The organism is Streptomyces gilvosporeus (genome assembly GCF_002082195.1).
Lineage (GTDB): Bacteria > Actinomycetota > Actinomycetes > Streptomycetales > Streptomycetaceae > Streptomyces > Streptomyces gilvosporeus.
The window spans coordinates 2,037,073-2,055,808 of record NZ_CP020569.1 but is presented as its reverse complement, the minus strand read 5'-3'; the positions used below and the strand labels follow the sequence as shown (position 1 = coordinate 2,055,808).

3 protein-coding genes are annotated in these 18,736 nt (G+C 72.8%); all 3 read right to left on the bottom strand.

Translation table 11 applies throughout. The annotated features are described in order from the left end of the window. Window positions 1–193: 193 nt before the first annotated feature. From B1H19_RS08890 to B1H19_RS39705, 3 genes are read right to left on the bottom strand one after another with little or no spacing between them, the layout of a single operon-like run. Window positions 194–10,504, bottom strand: coding sequence for a non-ribosomal peptide synthetase (locus B1H19_RS08890; protein ID WP_083104075.1), 10,311 nt, complete (start codon window positions 10,502–10,504; stop codon window positions 194–196). Next, a complete protein-coding gene (locus tag B1H19_RS08885) occupies window positions 10,501–18,345 on the bottom strand; it encodes a non-ribosomal peptide synthetase (protein ID WP_083104074.1) in 7,845 nt (2,614 codons plus the stop codon). The genes B1H19_RS08890 and B1H19_RS08885 overlap by 4 nt, the downstream gene beginning before the upstream one ends. 2 nt (window positions 18,346–18,347) lie before the next feature. Then, entirely contained in the window at window positions 18,348–18,734 is a 387-nt protein-coding gene (locus B1H19_RS39705; RefSeq protein ID WP_237289789.1) for a phosphopantetheine-binding protein, read from the bottom strand. Window positions 18,735–18,736 lie beyond the last annotated feature (2 nt).

Sequence of the window (18,736 nt, the reverse complement as noted above, 5' to 3'; positions counted from 1 at the left end):
GAAGCACATCGAACAGTGACGGGCCAGACCGTACGAGGCCGTAATTCTCTTTCGTTATCGGCAGCGTCGGCCGCGCGGCGAACCGCGTGCTCGCGGGCCCGCACGGCGGACGCCGGGCTCCGGGTGGCGGGCGCCGGAGCCCGGGTGGCAGGAGCTGCCCCCGCCACCCGGACCCCGGCCGCCACCGGGCGGCTCAGGCCGGGGTGCGCCCCGTCAGGAGTCGCCCCCGGGCGTCCAGTTCCCGTATCCGCTCCGCCAGGACGGCACCCACCGCGCGCAGCGGCTCGCCCTCCAGCAGATCGTCGTGCAGGCAGGCGATGCGGTGGTTCTCCACACCGCCGGCGACGACCCGCTGCCACGCCTCGGGCATGGCACCGGGGTCCGCCCGCCCGACCGTCGTGGTGAACAGCAGCATCTCGCCCTTGAACACCCCCGGCGTATAGCGGCTGTTGTTGCCGACCCCGTTGACCATCGCATCGACGATGCGGGCGAGCTGCTCCTCGGTGAAGGTCCCGGGCAGCCCCGTCCGCAGCGAGTCGATCACCGCGGCCCGCTGCCGCGCCGCGTCCGGCACCGCACCGCCGTCCCCGCCCAGATCCGCATGGAACCGGGCGAGCACCTCGGCGTCATCGAGCGCGACCGCCTCGACATCGCCTCCGGGGTACGCGTCCAGGACGACGAGCAGCTCCACCTCCTCGCCCAGCTCCTGGAGCCGGGTGGCGAGCGCCTGCACGATATTGCCGCCCAGGGAGTAGCCGAGCAGACGGTACGGACCGGCCGGCTGGACGCGCCGGATCTCCGCGGCGTAGTCCTCGACCATCTCCGCGAACGTCCCCGGCAGGCCGGCCTCCCCGGTCAGTGCCCGGCTCTGGAGGCCGTAGACCGGCTGGTCCGCGTCCAGTTCCCCCAGCAGACCGGCATAGCACCAGCTCAGCGGGACGGACGGATGCGCACAGAACAGCGGGGTGCCGGACCCGGACGTGCGCAGCGGCAGCAGCACGCCCAGCCCGTCGTCCGCGCCCTCCTGCCCGGCGACCGGGTCCGTCCGACCGGCGAGGCCGGCGACGGAGGGCGCCCCGAACACCTCGCGCACACCGAGCTCGACGCCGAACTCCGCGCGGATCCGGCTGGTCAGCCGGGTCGCCAGCAGCGAATGGCCGCCCAGATCGAAGAAGTTGTCGTCGATCCCGACCCGTTCCACACCCAGGACCTCCGCGAAGATCCCGCACAGCGCCTTCTCGTGCGCGGTCCGCGGGCCCCTGCCGCCCGCGCCGCCGGGCAGCTGCGGAACGGGCAGCGCCGCCCGGTCCAGCTTGCTGTTCGGCGTGAGCGGCAGGGCCTCCAGGACGACGAACGCCGACGGCACCATGTACTCCGGCAGCAACTCGGCCACCCGGGCGCGCAGCTCCGCCACGTCCGGCGCCGCGCCGTCCGTCCCGGCGGGCACGACGTAGGCGACGATGCGCTGGTCGCCGGGCCGGTCCTCGCGCACGATCACCGCGACCTGGTCGACCGCGGGCTGGGCGGCCACCGCGTTCTCGATCTCGCCCAGTTCGATGCGGTGGCCGCGGACCTTGACCTGGTGGTCGACCCGGCCCAGGAACTCCACCTGCCCGTCGGCGCGCCGCCGTACGAGGTCACCGGTGCGGTACATCCGCCCGCCACCGGCACCGAACGGATCGGCGACGAAACGGCCGGCGGTCAGCGCGGCCCGGCCCAGATAGCCCCGGGCCAGCCCCGGACCGGTGATGTAGAGCTCACCGGGCACCCCCGTCGGCACCGGCTGAAGCGCCGAGTCCAGGACGTACATCCGGACGTTGAACACCGGCCGGCCGATGGGCGTCGGCCCCGGCCCCTGGTCGGGGCCGCAGAGCGCGAAGCTGGTGTCCACCGTGGCCTCGGTCGGCCCGTAGGCGTTGACCATGCGCCGCCCCGCCGACCAGAACGCCGCGACGTCCGGCGGGCACGCCTCGGCGCCCACCATGAGCGACGCCAGCGAGGGCAGCTCCCGGCGGGGCATGCCCGACAGGATCGACGCCGGAATGTGCGCATGCGTGATCCGCTGCTCCGACAGGAACGCGGCGAGCTCCTCCCCGGCCGGCGAGCCGTTCGGCAGCACCAGACAGGCCCCGGACAGCAGCGCCATGCACAGCTCGGCCACCGACACATCGAAGCTCGGCGACACCAGCTGCGAGACCCGGCCGCCCGGACCCGCACCCAGCCGGACCCGCTGATGCTCCGACAGATTCGCCACGCCCCGATGGGAGACGACGACGCCCTTGGGGCGGCCGGTGGAGCCGGAGGTGTAGATGAGGTAGGCGGGGTGGCCCGGCAGCAGTGCGGTGGTGCGGTCGGCGTCACCCGGGTTGGTTGCGTCGGGGTTGGCCTCGCCCGGGTTGCCGGTGAGCGAGCCGAGGGTGAGCACGGGGGCCGCGGTGGCGGGAAGGTGCGCGAGGTGCGCGTCGTGGGTCAGGAGGACGGTGGGCCGCGCGTCCTCGACGATGTAGGTGATGCGGTCGGCGGGGTAGTGGGGGTCGACGGGCAGGTAGGCCGCGCCGGTCTTCAGGACGGCGAGGATGCCGATGACGAGATCGACCGAGCGGGGCAGCGCCAGCGCGACGATCTGCTCGGGTCCGATGCCCCTGCCGATGAGCAGCCGGGCCAGCCGGTTGGCGCGGGCGTTGAGTTCGGCGTACGTGAGCCGGTTGCCCTCGTCCTCCAGCGCCGGGGCATCGGGAGTGCGCGCCACCTGCGCCTCGAACAGCTCCGGCAGCGTGGCCACCGCGACCTCCCGGCCGGTGTCGTTCCACCCGTCGATCAGCAGCTCACGCTCCTCACCGGACAGGACGTCCAACTCCGCGAGGGAGCGCGAGGCATCCGCCACGGCCGACCTCAACAGCCGCTCCAGCCGCACGGAGAGGGTCTCGGCGGTCCGCCGGTCGATGAGATCCGTCGCGAACTCGACGACCCCCCGCACACCGGCGGCCTCGCCCCCCGCACCGAAGACCTCCTGGAGGTTGACGGCCAGATCGACCTTGGCCACACCGGTGTCGACGCCCGCACCGCCGACCGAGAGCCCCCGCATGGCGAGCTCACCGTCGGACGCCGATTCCAGCCCCAGCACCACCTGGAAGAGCGGGTTGTACGCCAGGGACCGCACCGGGTTGACGAGTTCGACGAGCCGGTCGAAGGGGACGTCCTGCCGGGAGTGCGCCGCCAGGTCCGTTTCCCGTACCCGGCCGAGGAGTTCGGCGAAGGTCGGGTTGCCGGATGTGTCGGTGCGCAGCACCAGGGTGTTCACGAAGAACCCGACCAGGTCGTCCAACGCCTCATCCGCCCGCCCGGCGGTCGGCGACCCGATCGGAATGTCGGTACCCGCACCGAGCCGCGTCAGCAGCGTCGCAAGTGCGGCCTGGACGACCATGAAGACACTGGCCCGGTGCTCGCGCGCCAGGCGCGCGATGCCCTCGTGGAGCTCGGTGTCCCAGGTGAAGGGGACGCTGTCGCCGTGGTGGCTGGCGGTGGCGGGTCGGGGCCGGTCGGTGGGCAGTTCGAGGCACTCGGGGAGGGCGGCGAGCTGCCGCTTCCAGTAGGCGATCTGCCCGGCGATGACGCTGTCGGCATCGTTTTCATCGCCGAGGATCTCGCGCTGCCAGAGGGTGTAGTCCGCGTACTGGACCGGCAGCGGCGCCCACTGCGGGGCGGTGCCGTCGCAGCGGGCCGCATAGGCGGTCGTGAGGTCGTGGGCCAGCGGCCCCATGGACAGACCGTCGCTGACGATGTGGTGCGCCAGGATCACCAGCGTGTGCTCGTTCTCCTCCTCCGTGCCGAACACCCAGGCACGCAGCGGCACGTCCTTGGTCAGGTCGAAGGCATGGGTGACGGCCTTGTCGACGGCGGCCTCCAGGCCGTCGCTGTCCGTGCGGACGACCTCGATGGTCGGCCGGGCGGCGTCGCCTTCGAGAATGTGCTGGTAGGGCGTGCCGTCCGCCTCCGGGAAGACGGTCCGGAGCGATTCGTGGCGCTCGGTGAGGTCGTGGATCGCGTCGCGCAGGGCGTCGATGTTCAGCGCCCCGGTGAGTCGTAGGAGCAGCGGGACGTTGTAGGTCGCGCTCGGCCCCTCCAACTGGTGGAGGAACCAGAGCCGTTGCTGGGCGAAGGACAGCGGTACGCGCTCGGGCCGCGGCATCGGCACGAGCGCCGTACGTCCGTCGTCCGCGGTACCGAGGAGCTCGGCGATACCCGCGACCGTCGGCGCCTCGAAGAGTTCGCGAACGGTGAGTTCCCCACCGAAGGCGGTACGGATACGGCTGACGAGACGCATGGCGAGGAGGCTGTGTCCGCCGAGGTCGAAGAAGTTGTCGTCGATGCCGATGCGTTCCGCGCCGAGGGTCTCGGCGAAGACGCCGCAGAGCAGCTCTTCCTGTGCCGTGCGCGGGCCTCGTCCGCCTTCGGTGCCGGTGAACTCCGGTGCGGGGAGGGCCTTGTGGTCGAGCTTTCCGTTGGGGGTGAGGGGGAGGGTGGTGAGGGTGACGAGGGCGCTGGGGACCATGTAGTCGGGTAGTGCGCGAGTGGTGTGTTCGCGCAGTACGGCCAGGGTCGTGTCACCCTCCTGGGCAGGGACGATGTAGGCGACGAGCCTTTGGTCGCCGGGTTGGTCTTCGCGGACGATCACTGCGGCCTGGCGTACCTCGGGGTGGCTGGTGAGGACGGCTTCGATTTCGCCGAGTTCGATGCGGTGGCCGCGGAGTTTGACTTGGTGGTCGACGCGTCCGATGAATTCGAGGTGTCCGTCGGTGCGGCGTCGGGCGAGGTCGCCGCTGCGGTACATGCGGCTGCCGGGGGTTGCGTGGGGGTTGGCGACGAAGCGGTTGGCGGTGAGGTCGGGTCGGTTCAGGTATCCGCGGGCGAGGAGGTTGCCGGCGATGTAGAGCTCTCCGGTGACGCCGGTGGGGACGGGTTGGAGGTGGGTGTCGAGGATGTGGATCTGGGTGTTCCAGATGGGGTGGCCGATGGTGATGGTGCCGGTGGGGGCCGTTTGGCCGGGTGTGATGGGGAACTGGGTGCAGCCGACGGTGGTTTCGGTGGGTCCGTATTCGTTGATGACGGTGACGTCGGGGTGGGCGGCGCGCCATTCGTCGAGCGCCTCGCCGAGGAGTGCCTCGCCGCCGAGGACGAGCTGCTCGGTCGGCGAGACATCGGCCGGGAGGTTCTTGAGGAGCGTCAGGTGGGAGGGGGTGGCCTTGACGAAGGTGGGCCGCTGGTCGAGCTGCGGCTCAGCGCCCTCGTCCAGGTCGGTCAGTTGCGCGCACCCACCGAGCGTCAAAGGCCCGAGCAGGCCGGTGACGGTGAGGTCGAAGGCAAGCGGCGAGTGGACGAGTGCCCGTCCGCTCATCGCGGGGTAGGCGGAGTGGGCCCAGGACAGGTAGAGGTTCAGTGACCGGTGTTCGACCACGACGCCCTTGGGCCGCCCGGTCGAACCAGACGTGTAGATCACGAACGCGGGGTGGGAGGTCCGGGCCTCGCTCACCCGGTCCGCATCCGTCGGATTGGTGACGGGGAGGCCGCGGGTGTCCGTCGCCTCGATTGTCATGAGCGTCAGGCCGGTGTCGGGGATCCGACCGGCGGTCTTCTCGTCGGTGATCAGGAGGGTGGGCCGGGCGTCGCCGAGGACGTAGGCGATGCGGTCGACGGGATAGTCCGGGTCGATGGGCAGGTAGGCCGCGCCGGTCTTGGTGACGGCGAGGATCGCCACGGCCGCCTCGATCGTCCGCGGCAGGGCGATGGCAACGAACTGTTCCGGGCCGGCACCCTGGGCGATCAGGTGGTGGGCGAGCTGGTTGGCGCGGGCGTTGAGTTCGGCATACGTCAGCCGGGTGCCCTCGTGCTCCAGGGCCTGGGCGTCCGGTGTGCGTGCCACCTGGGCTTCGAACAGCTCGGCAAGGGTCGCGTCGGGGACGTCGCGGGCGGTGGCGTTCCAGCCGTTGACCAGCTGCTCCCGCTCCTCCGCCGCCAGGATGTCGATCTCCGCGAGCGGGCGTGAGGCGTCCGCCACCACCGCCCGCAGCAGTCGTTCCAGCCGGGCCGCGATCGCCTGGGCGCTCTCGCGGTCGAAGAGGTCGCTGGCGAACTCCACGAACCCCCGCATCCCCGCGGGCGCACCCGCCCCGTCGTGCTGCTCCTCCAGCGCGAACGACAGGTCGAACTTGGCCGCTGCCGCATCCAGCGCGTGTTCCCGGACCGACAGCCCCGCGAGGTCGAGTTCGAGGTCGCTGCTGTTCTGGAAGGTCAGGATGACCTGGAAGAGCGGGTGGTGCGCCAGGGAGCGGGTGGGGTTGACGATCTCGACCAGCCGCTCGAACGGCACGTCCTGGTGGGCGTAGGCCGCCAGGTCCGTCTCCCGTACCCGGCCCAGGAGTTCGGCGAAGGTCGGGTTGCCGGAGGTGTCGGTGCGCAGCACCAGCGTGTTGACGAAGAAGCCGACCAGCTCCTCCAGCGCCTCATCGGTGCGCCCCGCGATGGGCGAGCCGATGGGGATGTCGGTGCCGGCGCCGAGGCGGGTCAGCAGTGCGGCGATACCGGCCTGGACGACCATGAACACACTGACCTGGTGCTCCCGCGCGAGCCGGACCATGCCCCGGTGCACGTCGGCGTCCAGCTCCATCTCGACGCTCTCGCCACGATGGCTGGCGACGGCGGGTCGCGGGCGGTCCGCCGGGAGTTCCAACTGCTCGGGGAGTGCGGACAGTTGGTGCTGCCAGTAGGTGATCTGTTCGGCGATGACGCTGTCGGGGTCGTTTTCGTCGCCCAGGACGTCGCGCTGCCAGAGCGTGTAGTCGCCGTACTGGACGGTGAGTGGTGCCCACTGTGGGGTGGTGCCGTTGTGGCGGGCGGTGTAGGCGGTGGAGAGGTCGTTGACGAGGGGTGCGAGGGAGGCGCCGTCGCTGACGATGTGGTGGGCGAGGAGCAGGACGAGGTGGTCGTCGGTGCTCAGGGTGAAGACCCAGGCGCGTAGGGGGAGGTCGGTGGTGAGGTCGAAGGTGTGGGAGATGGCCTGGTCGACGGCGGTGTCCAGGTCCTCCTCGCTGAGGTGGACGACGTCGATCGTCGGTCGGGCGGCGTCGCCTTCAAGTACCTCCTGGTACGGGGTGCCGTCGGTGGCGGGGAAGACGGTCCGCAGGGACTCATGGCGCTCGACGAGGTCGTGGATCGCCGTGCGCAGGGCCTCGACATCGAGGTCGCCGGAGAGTCGCAGCGGCATCGGCACGTTGTACGTCGCACTCGGCCCCTCCAACTGGTGCAGGAACCACAGCCGTCGCTGCGCGAACGACAGCGGCACCCGCTCGGGCCGCGCCACCGGGGCCAGTGCCGCGCGTGCCCCGGCGACCTGGTCCAGCCGGGCGGCCAGTCCGGCCGCGGTCGGTGCCTCGAACAGGTCCCGGACGGCGGGTTCCACGCGCAGGACGGTACGGACCCGGCTGATCAGGCGCATGGCGAGCAGCGAGTGTCCGCCGAGGTGGAAGAAGTTGTCGTCGGCGCCCACCCGTTCCACGCCCAGGACCTCGGCGAACAGGCCGCACAGGATCTCTTCCCGGGGGTCGCGCGGGCGTCGGGAGGCGGTGGTGGGCACGACGTCGGGGGCGGGCAGCGCGCGCCGGTCGAGCTTGCCGTTGGGGGTCAGGGGCAGTGCGTCGAGGGGGACGAAGGCGGTGGGGACCATGTAGTCGGGCAGTGCGCGAGTGGCGTGTTCGCGCAGTCCGGCCAGGGTCGCGTCACCTTCCGGCGTCGGGACGACGTAGGCCACGAGCCTCTGGTCGCCCGGCCGGTCCTCGCGGACGATCACCGCCGCCTGCCGTACCCCGGGGTGGCCGGTGACGACGGCCTCGATCTCGCCCTGTTCGATGCGCAGGCCCCGGATCTTCACCTGGTCGTCGGCGCGGCCGACGAATTCCAGGAGCCCGTCCGCGCGCCGCTTCACCACGTCGCCGGTGCGGTACATACGGGTGCCCGGCGCGCCGAAGGGGTCGGCGACGAAGCGGCCGGCGGTGAGGTCGGGGCGGCCCAGGTACCCCCGTGCCAGCTGGTCGCCCGCGACGTACAGCTCGCCCGGGATGCCCACCGGTACGGGGGTCAGGGCGGAGTCCAGGACATGGAGGCGGGTGTTCCAGACGGGGCCGCCGAGGGGGACCGCGCCGGTGTCCGCGTCGGGGTCGAAGGCATGGGTGGTGATCTGCACGGTCGACTCGGTCGGCCCGTAGAGGTTGTGCACGCTCACCCCCCAGGTCTCGGCCGTCCGCGCGGCCAGGGCGGGCGGCAGGGGCTCGCCGCCCGCGAAGACCCGCTTCAGGGGCAGGTCGTCGCCGGCGGCCGCATCGGCCATGACGGCCAGCAGTGAGGGTACGAACTGCGCGACGGTGATGCCGTGTCGACGGATGTAGGCGACCAGCCGCTCCGGCTCCCGGGCGATGGCCTCGGGGGCGATGCAGAGCGTGGCGCCGCGCAGCAGGGGCAGCCAGACCTCCCAGACCGAGGCGTCGAAGGTGAACGCGGTCCGGGCCAGGACGGTGTCCTGCGCGCCGAGCGGGAACGCGTCGGCCATCCAGGACATGTGGTTGACCAGCGCACCGTGCTCGACGACGACGCCCTTGGGGGTGCCGGTGGACCCCGAGGTGTAGAGGGCGTACGCGGGACGGTGGGGCGAATACGGGGGGCGGGCCGGGGTGGTGGCGGGCTGTGCGGCCAGCGCGGTGCGGGTGTCGGCGGCGTCCAGCACCAGCTGCGGGTGCGGAACGCCGGTCAGGACGCCGGCCGCCTCCTCGGTCGTGATGACCAGGCCCGGGGCGGCATCGGCGAGGGTGAAGGCGATGCGGTCCCGGGGGTGGCCGGGGTCCAGGGGGAGGTAGGCCGCACCGCTCTTGAGCACGGCGAGCTGCGCCACGACCATCTCCGCCGAGCGGGGCAGGGCCAGCGCCACCAGGTGCTCCGGGCCCGCGCCGCGGGCGGTCAGCAGGTGGGCGAGGCGGTTGGCCCGTTCGTCGAGTTCCGCGTAGGTGAGGGCGGTGTCCTCGCACACCACCGCCACGGCCTCGGGGGTCGCGGCGCACTGCGCCTCGGCGAGGGCGCTCAGCGTCGTCGCGGGGACCTCGTGCCGGGTGGCGTTCCAGGCGTCGAGCCGGTCGCGCTCACCGGCGCCGGTCAAGGCGAGGTGGCCCAGCGGCGTTTCGGGTTCGCGGACGACCGACTCCAGCAGCCGCTGGACCCGGGCTACGACGGCCTCCGCGGTGTCCTGGGCGAACAGGTCGGCGCGGTAGTCGAGGCGCAGCGTCAGCCGACCGCCGAGCTGGTCGCCGACCAGGTTCAGGGCGTAGTGCGTCGCATCGCGGCCGTCGGCCTCCGTCAGCCGCAGCCCCGCGACGGGTTCCTCGTCGTCGCCGGCACCGAGCGGGTAGTTCTCGAACACCGTGGTGGTGTCGAAGAGGTCGCCCTCGCCGGCCAGTTGCTGGATCCGGCCGAGGCCGAGGTTCTGGTGGGGGAGCAGTGCGCTCTGCTCGTCCTGGAAGCGGACCAGATTGTCCAGGAAGGACCGCTCCCGCGTCAGCCGGACCCGTACCGGGACGGTGTTGATGAACAGCCCGATCATCGCCTCGGAGCCGGGGAGTTCGGCCGGGCGGGTGGAGACCGTCGTGCCGAACACCACGTCGTCCCGGCCGGTCAGCTGGGCGAGGACCACCGCCCAGGCGCCCTGGAGCACGCTGTTCATCGTCAGCCGGCGGCTGCGGGCCGCGGCCGTCAGCTCGGCGGTGAACTCCTCGGACAGCTCGCGCCGGACGCGTTCGGGCAGCGCCGGGGTCCGGTCCGCGGTGTCCGCGACCCGGGTCGGCCCTTCCAGGCCCGCCAGCGCCTGCCGCCAGGCGCGTTCGGATGCGCCGAGGTCCTGCTGTGCCAGCCACCCCAGGTAGTCGCGGTACGGGGTGGCCCGGGGCAGTCCGGCGGGGCTGCCCTGCTGGGCGTAGAGGGTGAACAGCTCGTCCAGCAGGAGCGGCGTGGACCAGCCGTCGAGCAGGATGTGATGGGCGGTCAGAGCCAGGCAGTAGCGCCGGTCGGCGAGGCGTACCAGGGTCAGCCGCAGCAGCGGCGGCCGGGCCAGGTCGAAGCGCTCCGCGCGGTCGGCGGCCAGCAGCCGCTCCAGCTCCGCCGCGCGCTCCGTCTCCCCGTCCTCGGTGAGCGCGGCCTCCCGCAGCGGCACCGGCACCTGACGGTGAATCACCTGGATCGGCTGGCCGTTCTTGCGGGTACGGAAGCTCGCCCGCAGATTGGCGTGCCGGGTGAGCAGGGCGTCGACGGACCGGCGCAGTACGGCGGTGTCCACGTCGCCCTCGATGCGCAGGACGAGCTGCACGTTGTAGATGTCGGGCGCCTGCCCGTCGTAGAGCGCGTGGAACAGGAATCCCTCCTGCAACGGCGCGAGCGGCAGGACGTCCTCGAGTGCGGACTGAGTCTTCACGGCATTTCCAATTCGGCTTCGAGTTCGTCGATTTCGTCCTGGCTCAGCGAGCCGAGGGAGAGGTCGGACGGGGTGTGTCCACCGGCGTCCCGGCCCTCGCAGTGGGTGACCAGCGCCGTCAGCGCCGCGAACCAGCTCTCGGCGAGGGCGCGTACGTCGTGTTCGTCCAGCAGGTCCTTCGGCCAGTTCCAGGTGGCGGACAGGCGCGGACCGTCGGCGTGGTCCTCGGTCACCGCGTTGACGACCAGGGCGTGGGTCACCGGCATCCGCGGGTCGTGGCCCGACGGCAGCGTGGCGTCCGGCGCCATGTCCCAGTCCGCGGCCGTGGTCTCTTCGGAGGCGGCGAACCGGCCCAGGTAGTTGAAGCCGATCTGCGGCTTCCCGAGGCCCGACAGCTCCTGCGCCGTGGCGGGGTTCAGGTGGCGGAGCAGTCCGAAGCCCATGCCGTTGTCGGGGAAGGCCCGCAGCTGTTCCTTGATCAGCTTCACCATCCGGCCCATGCCGGGCCCGCCGGCCCACACCTCGGCCCGGTCGTACGGCCCCGGGTCGAGGCGTACGGGATACATGCTGGTGAACCAGCCGACCGTACGGGTCAGATCCGCACCCGGGACGATCTCCTCCCGGCCGTGGCCCTCCAGGTCGATCAGCACCTGGCCGCCGCCGGCGCCCCACCGCTGCCGCCACTCCACGACGGCCGGCGCCAGACCGGCCAGGAGGACGTCGTTGACCCCGGCGTGGAACGCGCCCGGCACGCTCGTCAGCAGGGGCCGGGTGAGGTCCGCGGGAAGGGTGAGGGTCAGCGAGCGGGTGGCGTCTCCCCGGTCGCGGACCGGATCCAGCGCCCGGCCGCCGATGAGGGGCTCCGGCGTGTGCAGGGCCTCCCGCCACACCGGCAGTTCGGCGAGCCGGTCCGGATGCTGCGCCGCGGCCGTCAACCGCTGTGACCACTCGCGCAGGGAGGTTCCGGCGGGTTCCAGGGCCGGAGTCCGGCCGGCCGCCAGCGCTTCCCAGGCGGCGGTCAGATCGGGCAGCAGGATGCGCCAGGACACCCCGTCGACGACCAGATGGTGCAGCACCAGCAGCAGTCGGCCCGCCTCGCCCGGCCCGCGGTCGAACCACACCACCTGCACCATGGCCCCGTCGGCCGGTGCGAGCCGGGCCACCGCCCGGTCGCCCTCCGCGGCCATCAGCGCGGTGAGACCGTCGCCGTGCACCCCCGCCGCGTCGATGCGGCGCACACAGTCCCCGGCCGCCACCTTGCCGCGCGGCATGACCTCGGGGTGCCAGACCGGCGCGCCCGCGGCGTCCGGTGCCGGGCTCTCGGGCACCCGCAGGCGGAGCGCGTCGTGGTGATCGAGCAGCGCCTGGACCGCGTCGGTCAGTCGCTGCTCTCCCAGGTCCGCCGGGACCTGCACCATCATGGACTGGTTGAAGCCGGCGACCGGAGCGTCCAGTTCGCGCAGCCAGTGCATGATCGGCGTCGGCGGCAGCGCACCGATCCCGGCGTCCGGGTCGCCGTCGGCGGCCCCGGCCGGAACGTCGGCCGTCAGCGCCGCCAGCGCCTCGACCGTCTGGTGCTGGAAGATCTCCCGCGCGGTGAGCGCGATGCCTTCCTTACGGGCCCGCGAGATGAGCTGGATCGACAGGATGCTGTCGCCGCCCAGCTCGAAGAAGCTGCTGGCGACCCCGACCCGCGGCAGGTTCAGCACCTCGGCGAAGAGCGCACACAGCGTCTCCTCGCGCGGCGTACGCGGCTCCTGGTCACCCGCCAGCGCCGCGAAGTCCGGCGCGGGCAGCCGCTCGACGTCCAGCTTGCTGTTGGCCGTCAGGGGCAGCGCGTCGAGCACCAGCAGCGCCGAGGGCAGCATGTAGTCGGGCAGCTGCCCGGCCAGATGCGCCCGCAGACCGCCGACGTCGACCGCGCTGCCGGCCTCGTCCGGTACGAGATAGGCGACCACGCGCTTGTCCCCGGGGCGGTCCTCGCGCACGATGACGGCCGCCTGGCCGACGGCGGGGTGGGCGGCGAGGAGGTTCTCGATCTCGCCCAGCTCGATGCGGAATCCCCGGATCTTGACCTGCCGGTCGACCCGGCCCAGGAACTCCAGCTCACCGTCGGCACGCCACTTGACCAGGTCGCCCGTGCGGTACATGCGGCTGCCCGGCGCCCCGAAGGGATTGGCGACGAAGCGCCCGGCAGTGAGCCCGGGACGCCGCAGATACCCGCGGGCCAGCTGGCTGCCCGCCACATACAGCTCGCCGGGTACGCCCACCGGGGCCGGCCGCAGCGACGGGTCCAGGACATAGACCTGGGTGCCCAGGACCGGGCGGCCGATCGGCGGCGCGACGGGCTCGGTCAGCGGGGCGCTGGAGGTCACCCAGACCGTCGCCTCGGTCGGACCGTATCCGTTGAACATCCGCCGCCCCGGCGCCCACCGGCCGACGACCTCACCGGTGAAGGCGTCACCGCCCACGGCCAGCGACCGCAGCTCGGGCAGCGCCTGCGCGGGCATGCTCGCCAGCGCCGCCGCGGCCATCGGCGCATGGTTGATCCGCAGGTCGGCAAGGACCCGGGCCAGCGCTTCACCGGCGAACGGACCGCCCTGCGGGATCACCAGACAGGCGCCGGACAGCAGCGCCAGCCACAGTTCGAGCACCGAGGCGTCGAAACTGGGCGAGGCGAACTGCGACACCCGGCTGCCCGGTTCGACCCCGCACCGCTCGATCTTGTCGGCGGCGAAGCCCGCCATCCCGCTGTGCGCGACGACGACGCCCTTGGGGCGGCCGGTGGACCCGGAGGTGTAGATGACGTAGGCGGGGTGCCCCGGCAGCAGCGGCATGGTCCGGTCGGCGTCCGAGGGGTCGTACGCGGCGCCGTCCACCGCGCCGTCCGCCGCGTCCTCCATGGTCAGCACCGGGACGTGGGTCCCCGGCAGCGTCCGGCCGCTCGCGCGGTCCGTCACCACGGCGACGGGCGCGGCGTCCTCCAGCATGTAGGCGATGCGCTCGCCCGGGTAGTCGGGGTCGACGGGCAGATAGGCGGCGCCGGCCTTGAGGACGGCGAGAACGGCCGTGACGAGGTCGGCGGAGCGCGGCAGGGCCAGGGCGACGATGTTCTCCGGGCCGATGCCCTGGGCGATCAGACGGTGCGCCAGCCGGTTGGCACGGGAGTTGAGCTCGGCGTACGTCAGGACGGTGGCGCCGTGCTCGACCGCCGGGGCGTCGGGGGTGCGGGCCGCCTGGCTCTGGAACAGCTCGGGCAGCGGGACGGCGGTGACGGGCCGCGCGGTGTCGTTCCACTCGACGAGCATCCGGTGGCGTTCCGCCGCGTCGAGCACGTCCAGCTCCGTCAGCGGCCGGGCGGCGTTGGCCACCGCCGCCCGCAGGAGCCGCCCCAGCCGGGCGGCGAGCTGCTCGGCGGTGGACCGGTCGAAGAGGTCGGTCGCGAACTCCACCGTTCCCGCCAGCCCCGCGAACGCCCGCTCGTCGGTGCGCAGTTCCTCCATGTTGAAGGCCAGATCGATCTTGGCGGCCCCCGTGGCGACGTCCTCCGTCCCGACCTGGAGGCCCGGCAGCTCGAACTCCCCGTCCTCGGTGTTCTGCAGCACCAGCATCACCTGGAACAGCGGATGATGCGCCATCGACCGCACGGGGTTGACGATCTCCACCAGCCGCTCGAAGGGCACGTCCTGGTGCGCGTAGGCCGCCAGGTCCGTTTCCCGTACGCGGCCCAGGAGTTCGGCGAAGCTCGGGTCGCCGGAGGTGTCGGTGCGCAGGACCAGGGTGTTGACGAAGAAGCCGACCAGCTTCTCCAGCGCCTCGTCCGTACGCCCGGCGACCGGGGTGCCGATCGGGATGTCGGTGCCCGCGCCCAGCCGGGTCAGCAGCGCCGCCAGACCCGCCTGGAGCACCATGAACACGCTCGACCCGTGCTCCCGCGCCAGCCGGGCGACGCCCTCGTGCAGCTCCGCGTCCCAGGCGAACTCGGCGGCGTCACCGCGGTGTCCGGCCACCGCCGGCCGGGGCCGGTCGGTGGGCAGCTCCAGCTGGTCGGGGAGCCCGGCGAGCGTCCGCTGCCAGAAGCCCGTCTGCGCGGAGATCAGGCTGTGCGGATCGTCCTCGTCGCCCAGCGCGGCCCGCTGCCACAGCGTGTAGTCCGCGTAGTGCACCGGCAGCGGATCCCACTGGGGCGCCGCGCCCGCGCAGCGCGCCGTGTACGCCACCGACAGATCGTCGATCAGCGGGGCGAACGAGGCCCCGTCGCTGGCGATGTGGTGCATCAGCAGCAGCAGGGCGTGCTCGTCGGGAGCGGTGGTGAACACCCAGGCCCGCAGCGGAATGTCGGTCGTGAGCGCGAAGGGGTGCCGGGCCGCCTCGGCCAGGCGCCCGTCCACCAGGTCCGCCGTGGTCTGCTCGACCTCGACCACCGGCCGGGCGGCGTCGCCTTCGAGCACCAGCTGGTACGGCGTGCCGTCGAGGTCGGGGAAGACGGTCCGCAGGGACTCGTGCCGCCCGGCCACATCCGCCATCGCCGCGCGCAGCGCCTCGACGTCCAGGGCGCCGGTCAGCCTGAGCACCAGCGGCACGTTGTACGTCGCGCTCGGCCCCTCCAGCTGGTGCAGGAACCACAGCCGCCGCTGCGCGAACGACAGCGGCACCCGCTCGGGCCGCTCCATCGGCTCCAGCGCCGCACGGGCCCGCCCCGCGCCGTCGAACCGGCCGGCCAGCCCGGCCACCGTCGGCGCCTCGAACAGGTCCCGGACCGCCAGCTCGACGCCGAAGACGGTCCGCACCCGGCTGACCAGACGCGTCGCCAGCAGCGAATGACCGCCCAGCGCAAAGAAGTTGTCGTCGGTCCCGACCCGCTCCAGGCCCAGGACCTCCGCGAACAGGCCGCACAGGATCTCCTCCCGCGCATCGCGCGGCTCCTGGAGAGCGCCCGCCTCCGCGGGACCCGGCGCCGGCAGGGCCCGGCGGTCCAGCTTCCCGTTGGGGGTCAGCGGGAAGGCGTCCAGCACCACACACGCGGACGGCAGCATGTACTCCGGCAGCGTGCGGGCCGCGGCCTTCACCACGTCCGCCGCGACCGGCGCCGCACCGCCGACGCAGGGCACCACATACGCCACGATGCGCTGGTCGCCCGGCCGGTCCTCGCGCACCATCACCGCGACCTGGCCGACGGCCGGCTGCGCCGCCAGGGCGGACTCGATCTCACCCAGCTCGATCCGGAAACCACGGACCTTCACCTGGTGGTCGACCCGGCCGACGAACTCCAGCTGCCCGTCCGCCCGCCACTTCGCCAGATCACCGGTCCGGTACATCCGGGTACCCGGCGCACCGAACGGATTCGCCACGAAGCGCTCCGCCGTCAGATCCGGCCGCCCCCGGTAGCCGCGCGCCACACCGTGGCCCGCGAGGTAGAGCTCACCGGGCACCCCGGCCGGCACCGGCCGCAGCCTCGCGTCCAGCACATACACCTGGGTGTTGCCGATCGGCCGCCCGATGGGCGGGGACCCGTCGGCGCCGACCCGCGCGGCCGCCGACCAGATGGTCGTCTCCGTCGGGCCGTACAGATTGGTGACGCTCGCCCCCAGCTCCGCCATCCGGTGCGCCAGCGGCGCGGGCAGCGCCTCGCCGCCGACCAGCAGCCGCAGCCCGCGCAGCGCCTCGGGGCGCTCGGCGACCAGGCTCTGCCACAGCGAGGGCGTGGCCTGCATGACGGTCACACCGGCCGATGCCACCAGATCGGCCAGCAGCGCCGCATCACGGACCTGCTCGGAGGTGGCGAGCACCACCGCCGCACCGTGCACCAGCGGCAGATACAGCTCCAGGCCGGCGATGTCGAAGGCGACCGTGGTGACCGCCAGCAGCCGGTCGGCGGGCGTCGGCGCGACCCACTCGTCCATCGCGGCAAGGAAGTTGCGCAGATTGCCGGCCGAGACCACCACGCCCTTGGGGCGGCCCGTCGAACCGGAGGTGTAGATGACATAGGCCGGGTGGTCCGCCGAGCGGGGGCCCGGCCGCTCCTGCGCCGTCAGACCGGCGTCCGGCAGCGCGGCGAGCGCGGCCCGAGTCGCCGCGTCGTCGACGACCACCAGCGCACCGGAGTCCACCGGCAGCGCCGCCGCCGTGCTCGTGTCGGCGAGCACGCACACCGGACGCGCGTCCGCGCAGATGTACGCGATCCGGTCGGCCGGGTAGTCCGGGTCGACGGGCAGATAGGCCGCACCGGTCTTGGCCACGGCCAGCAGCGCGACCGGCAGCTCCACCGTGCGGGGCAGCGCCACCGCCACATGGCTCTCCGGGCCCACGCCGCGGGCGAGCAGCAGCCGGGCGAGCCGGTTGGCCCGCGCGTCCAACTCCGCGTACGACAGCGCGTCCGTACCGCACAGCACCGCGGGGGCGCCGGGCGTCCGGGCGGCCTGGGCCTCGAACAGCTCCGGCAGCGTCGCGGCCGGCACCTCCAGCGCCGAGTCGTTCCAGCCGTCGAGCAGCCGGACCCGCTCCTCGCCGGCCAGCACCTCCAGCTCCCCGACCGGCCGCGACGCATCGGCCACCACCGCGCGCAGCAGTCGCTCCAGGCGGGCCACCAGCACCTCGACGGTCTCCCGGTCGAACAGCTCGGTGGCGAACTCGACGTCGACGTCGATGCCTTCGGGTTCCCCCGACGCGCCCAGGCGCTCCTCCAGGTCGAAGGAGAGGTCGAACTTGGCCACTCCGGTGTCGACCCCGTCGAAGTCGACCCGCAGACCCGGCAGTTCCAGGTCGGCCTTGTCGTTGTTCTGGAGCACCAGCATCACCTGGAACAGCGGATGCCGCGCCAGGGAGCGGGTGGGGTTGACGATCTCCACCAGCCGCTCGAAGGGCACGTCCTGGTGGGCGTAGGCCGCCAGGTCCGTCTCCCGTACCCGGCCCAGGAGTTCGGCGAAGGTCGGGTCGCCGGAGGTGTCGGTGCGCAGGACGAGCGTGTTGACGAAGAACCCGACCAAATCCTCCAGCGCATCATCCGTACGCCCGGCGATCGGCGAGCCGATCGGGATGTCGGTGCCCGCCCCGAGCCGCGTCAACAGCGCCGCCAGGGCCGCCTGGATGACCATGAACATGCTCGACCGGTGCTCGCGCGCCAGCCGGGTCAGCCCCTCGTGGAGCCCGGCGTCCCAGGACAGCGCGACGCTGTCGCCCCGGTAGCTGGCCACGGCCGGGCGGGGCCGGTCGGTGGGCAGCTCCAGCTCGTCCGGCAGGCCCTCCAACGCCTGCTGCCAGAAGGCGACCTGCTCACAGATCAGGCTGTCCGGGTCGTCCTCGTCGCCGAGGACCTCGCGCTGCCACAGGGTGTAGTCGGCGTACTGCACCGGCAGCGGTTCCCACTGCGGCGCCCCGCCCGCGCGCCGGGCGGTGTACGCCTGCGTCAGATCGCGGATCAGCGGGGCCAGCGAGCCGCCGTCGGCCGCCACATGGTGGGCGAGCAGCAGCAGGACGTGCTCGCGCGGCCCGGTCGTGAACAGCCAGGTCCGCAGCGGCGTCTGCGTCGTCAGGTCGAAGGCGTGCTCGGCCGCCCTCCGCAGGGCCTCCTCCAGCTCCTCGGGAGAGCAGGCGACGACCTCCAGGTCCGTCCGGCCCTCCTCGGCCGGCAGGACCTGCTGGAAGGGCGTGCCGTCGGCTTCCGGGAAGACCGTGCGCAGGCTCTCGTGACGCTCGACGACATCGCCGAGCGCCCGGCCCAGCGCGGCGACGTCCAGCTCTCCGGTCAGCCGCAGCAGCATCGGCAGGTTGTAGGTCGCGCTCGGGCCCTCGAACTGCTGAAGGAACCACAGACGGCGTTGGGCAAATGACAGCGGAATCATGATTACTTCCCAGACCTCGGCATCGGCCGCAGCGCGGGCCGTGCTCTCTTCTTCGACCCGACGACGCGCTCGGCGAGCGCCGCCACCGTCGGTGCCTCGAACACCGCCCTGATGGACAGCTCGACGCCCATTTCCGTACGCACCCGGTTGATCAGCTTCGTGGCCAGCAGCGAATGTCCGCCCAGGTCGAAGAAGCTGTCGTCGATACCGACCCGGGGCAGATCCAGCACCGCCGCGAAGATCGCGGCGAGCGACTCCTCGTGCGCGGTGCGCGGCGCCCGCGAGCTGGCCGCCGCCGCGAAGTCCACGGCCGGCAGCGCCCGCCGGTCCAGCTTCCCGTTCGGCGTCAGCGGCAGTGCCTCCAGCACCACCAGGGCGGACGGCACCATGT

What these genes read in the sequence shown, in the direction of transcription:
- B1H19_RS08885 (WP_083104074.1), bottom strand. Translation starts at nt 18,345, where the DNA reads ATGATTCCGCTGTCATTTGCCCAACGCCGTCTGTGGTTCCTTCAGCAG.
- B1H19_RS39705 (WP_237289789.1), bottom strand. Translation starts at nt 18,734, where the DNA reads ATGGTGCCGTCCGCCCTGGTGGTGCTGGAGGCACTGCCGCTGACGCCG.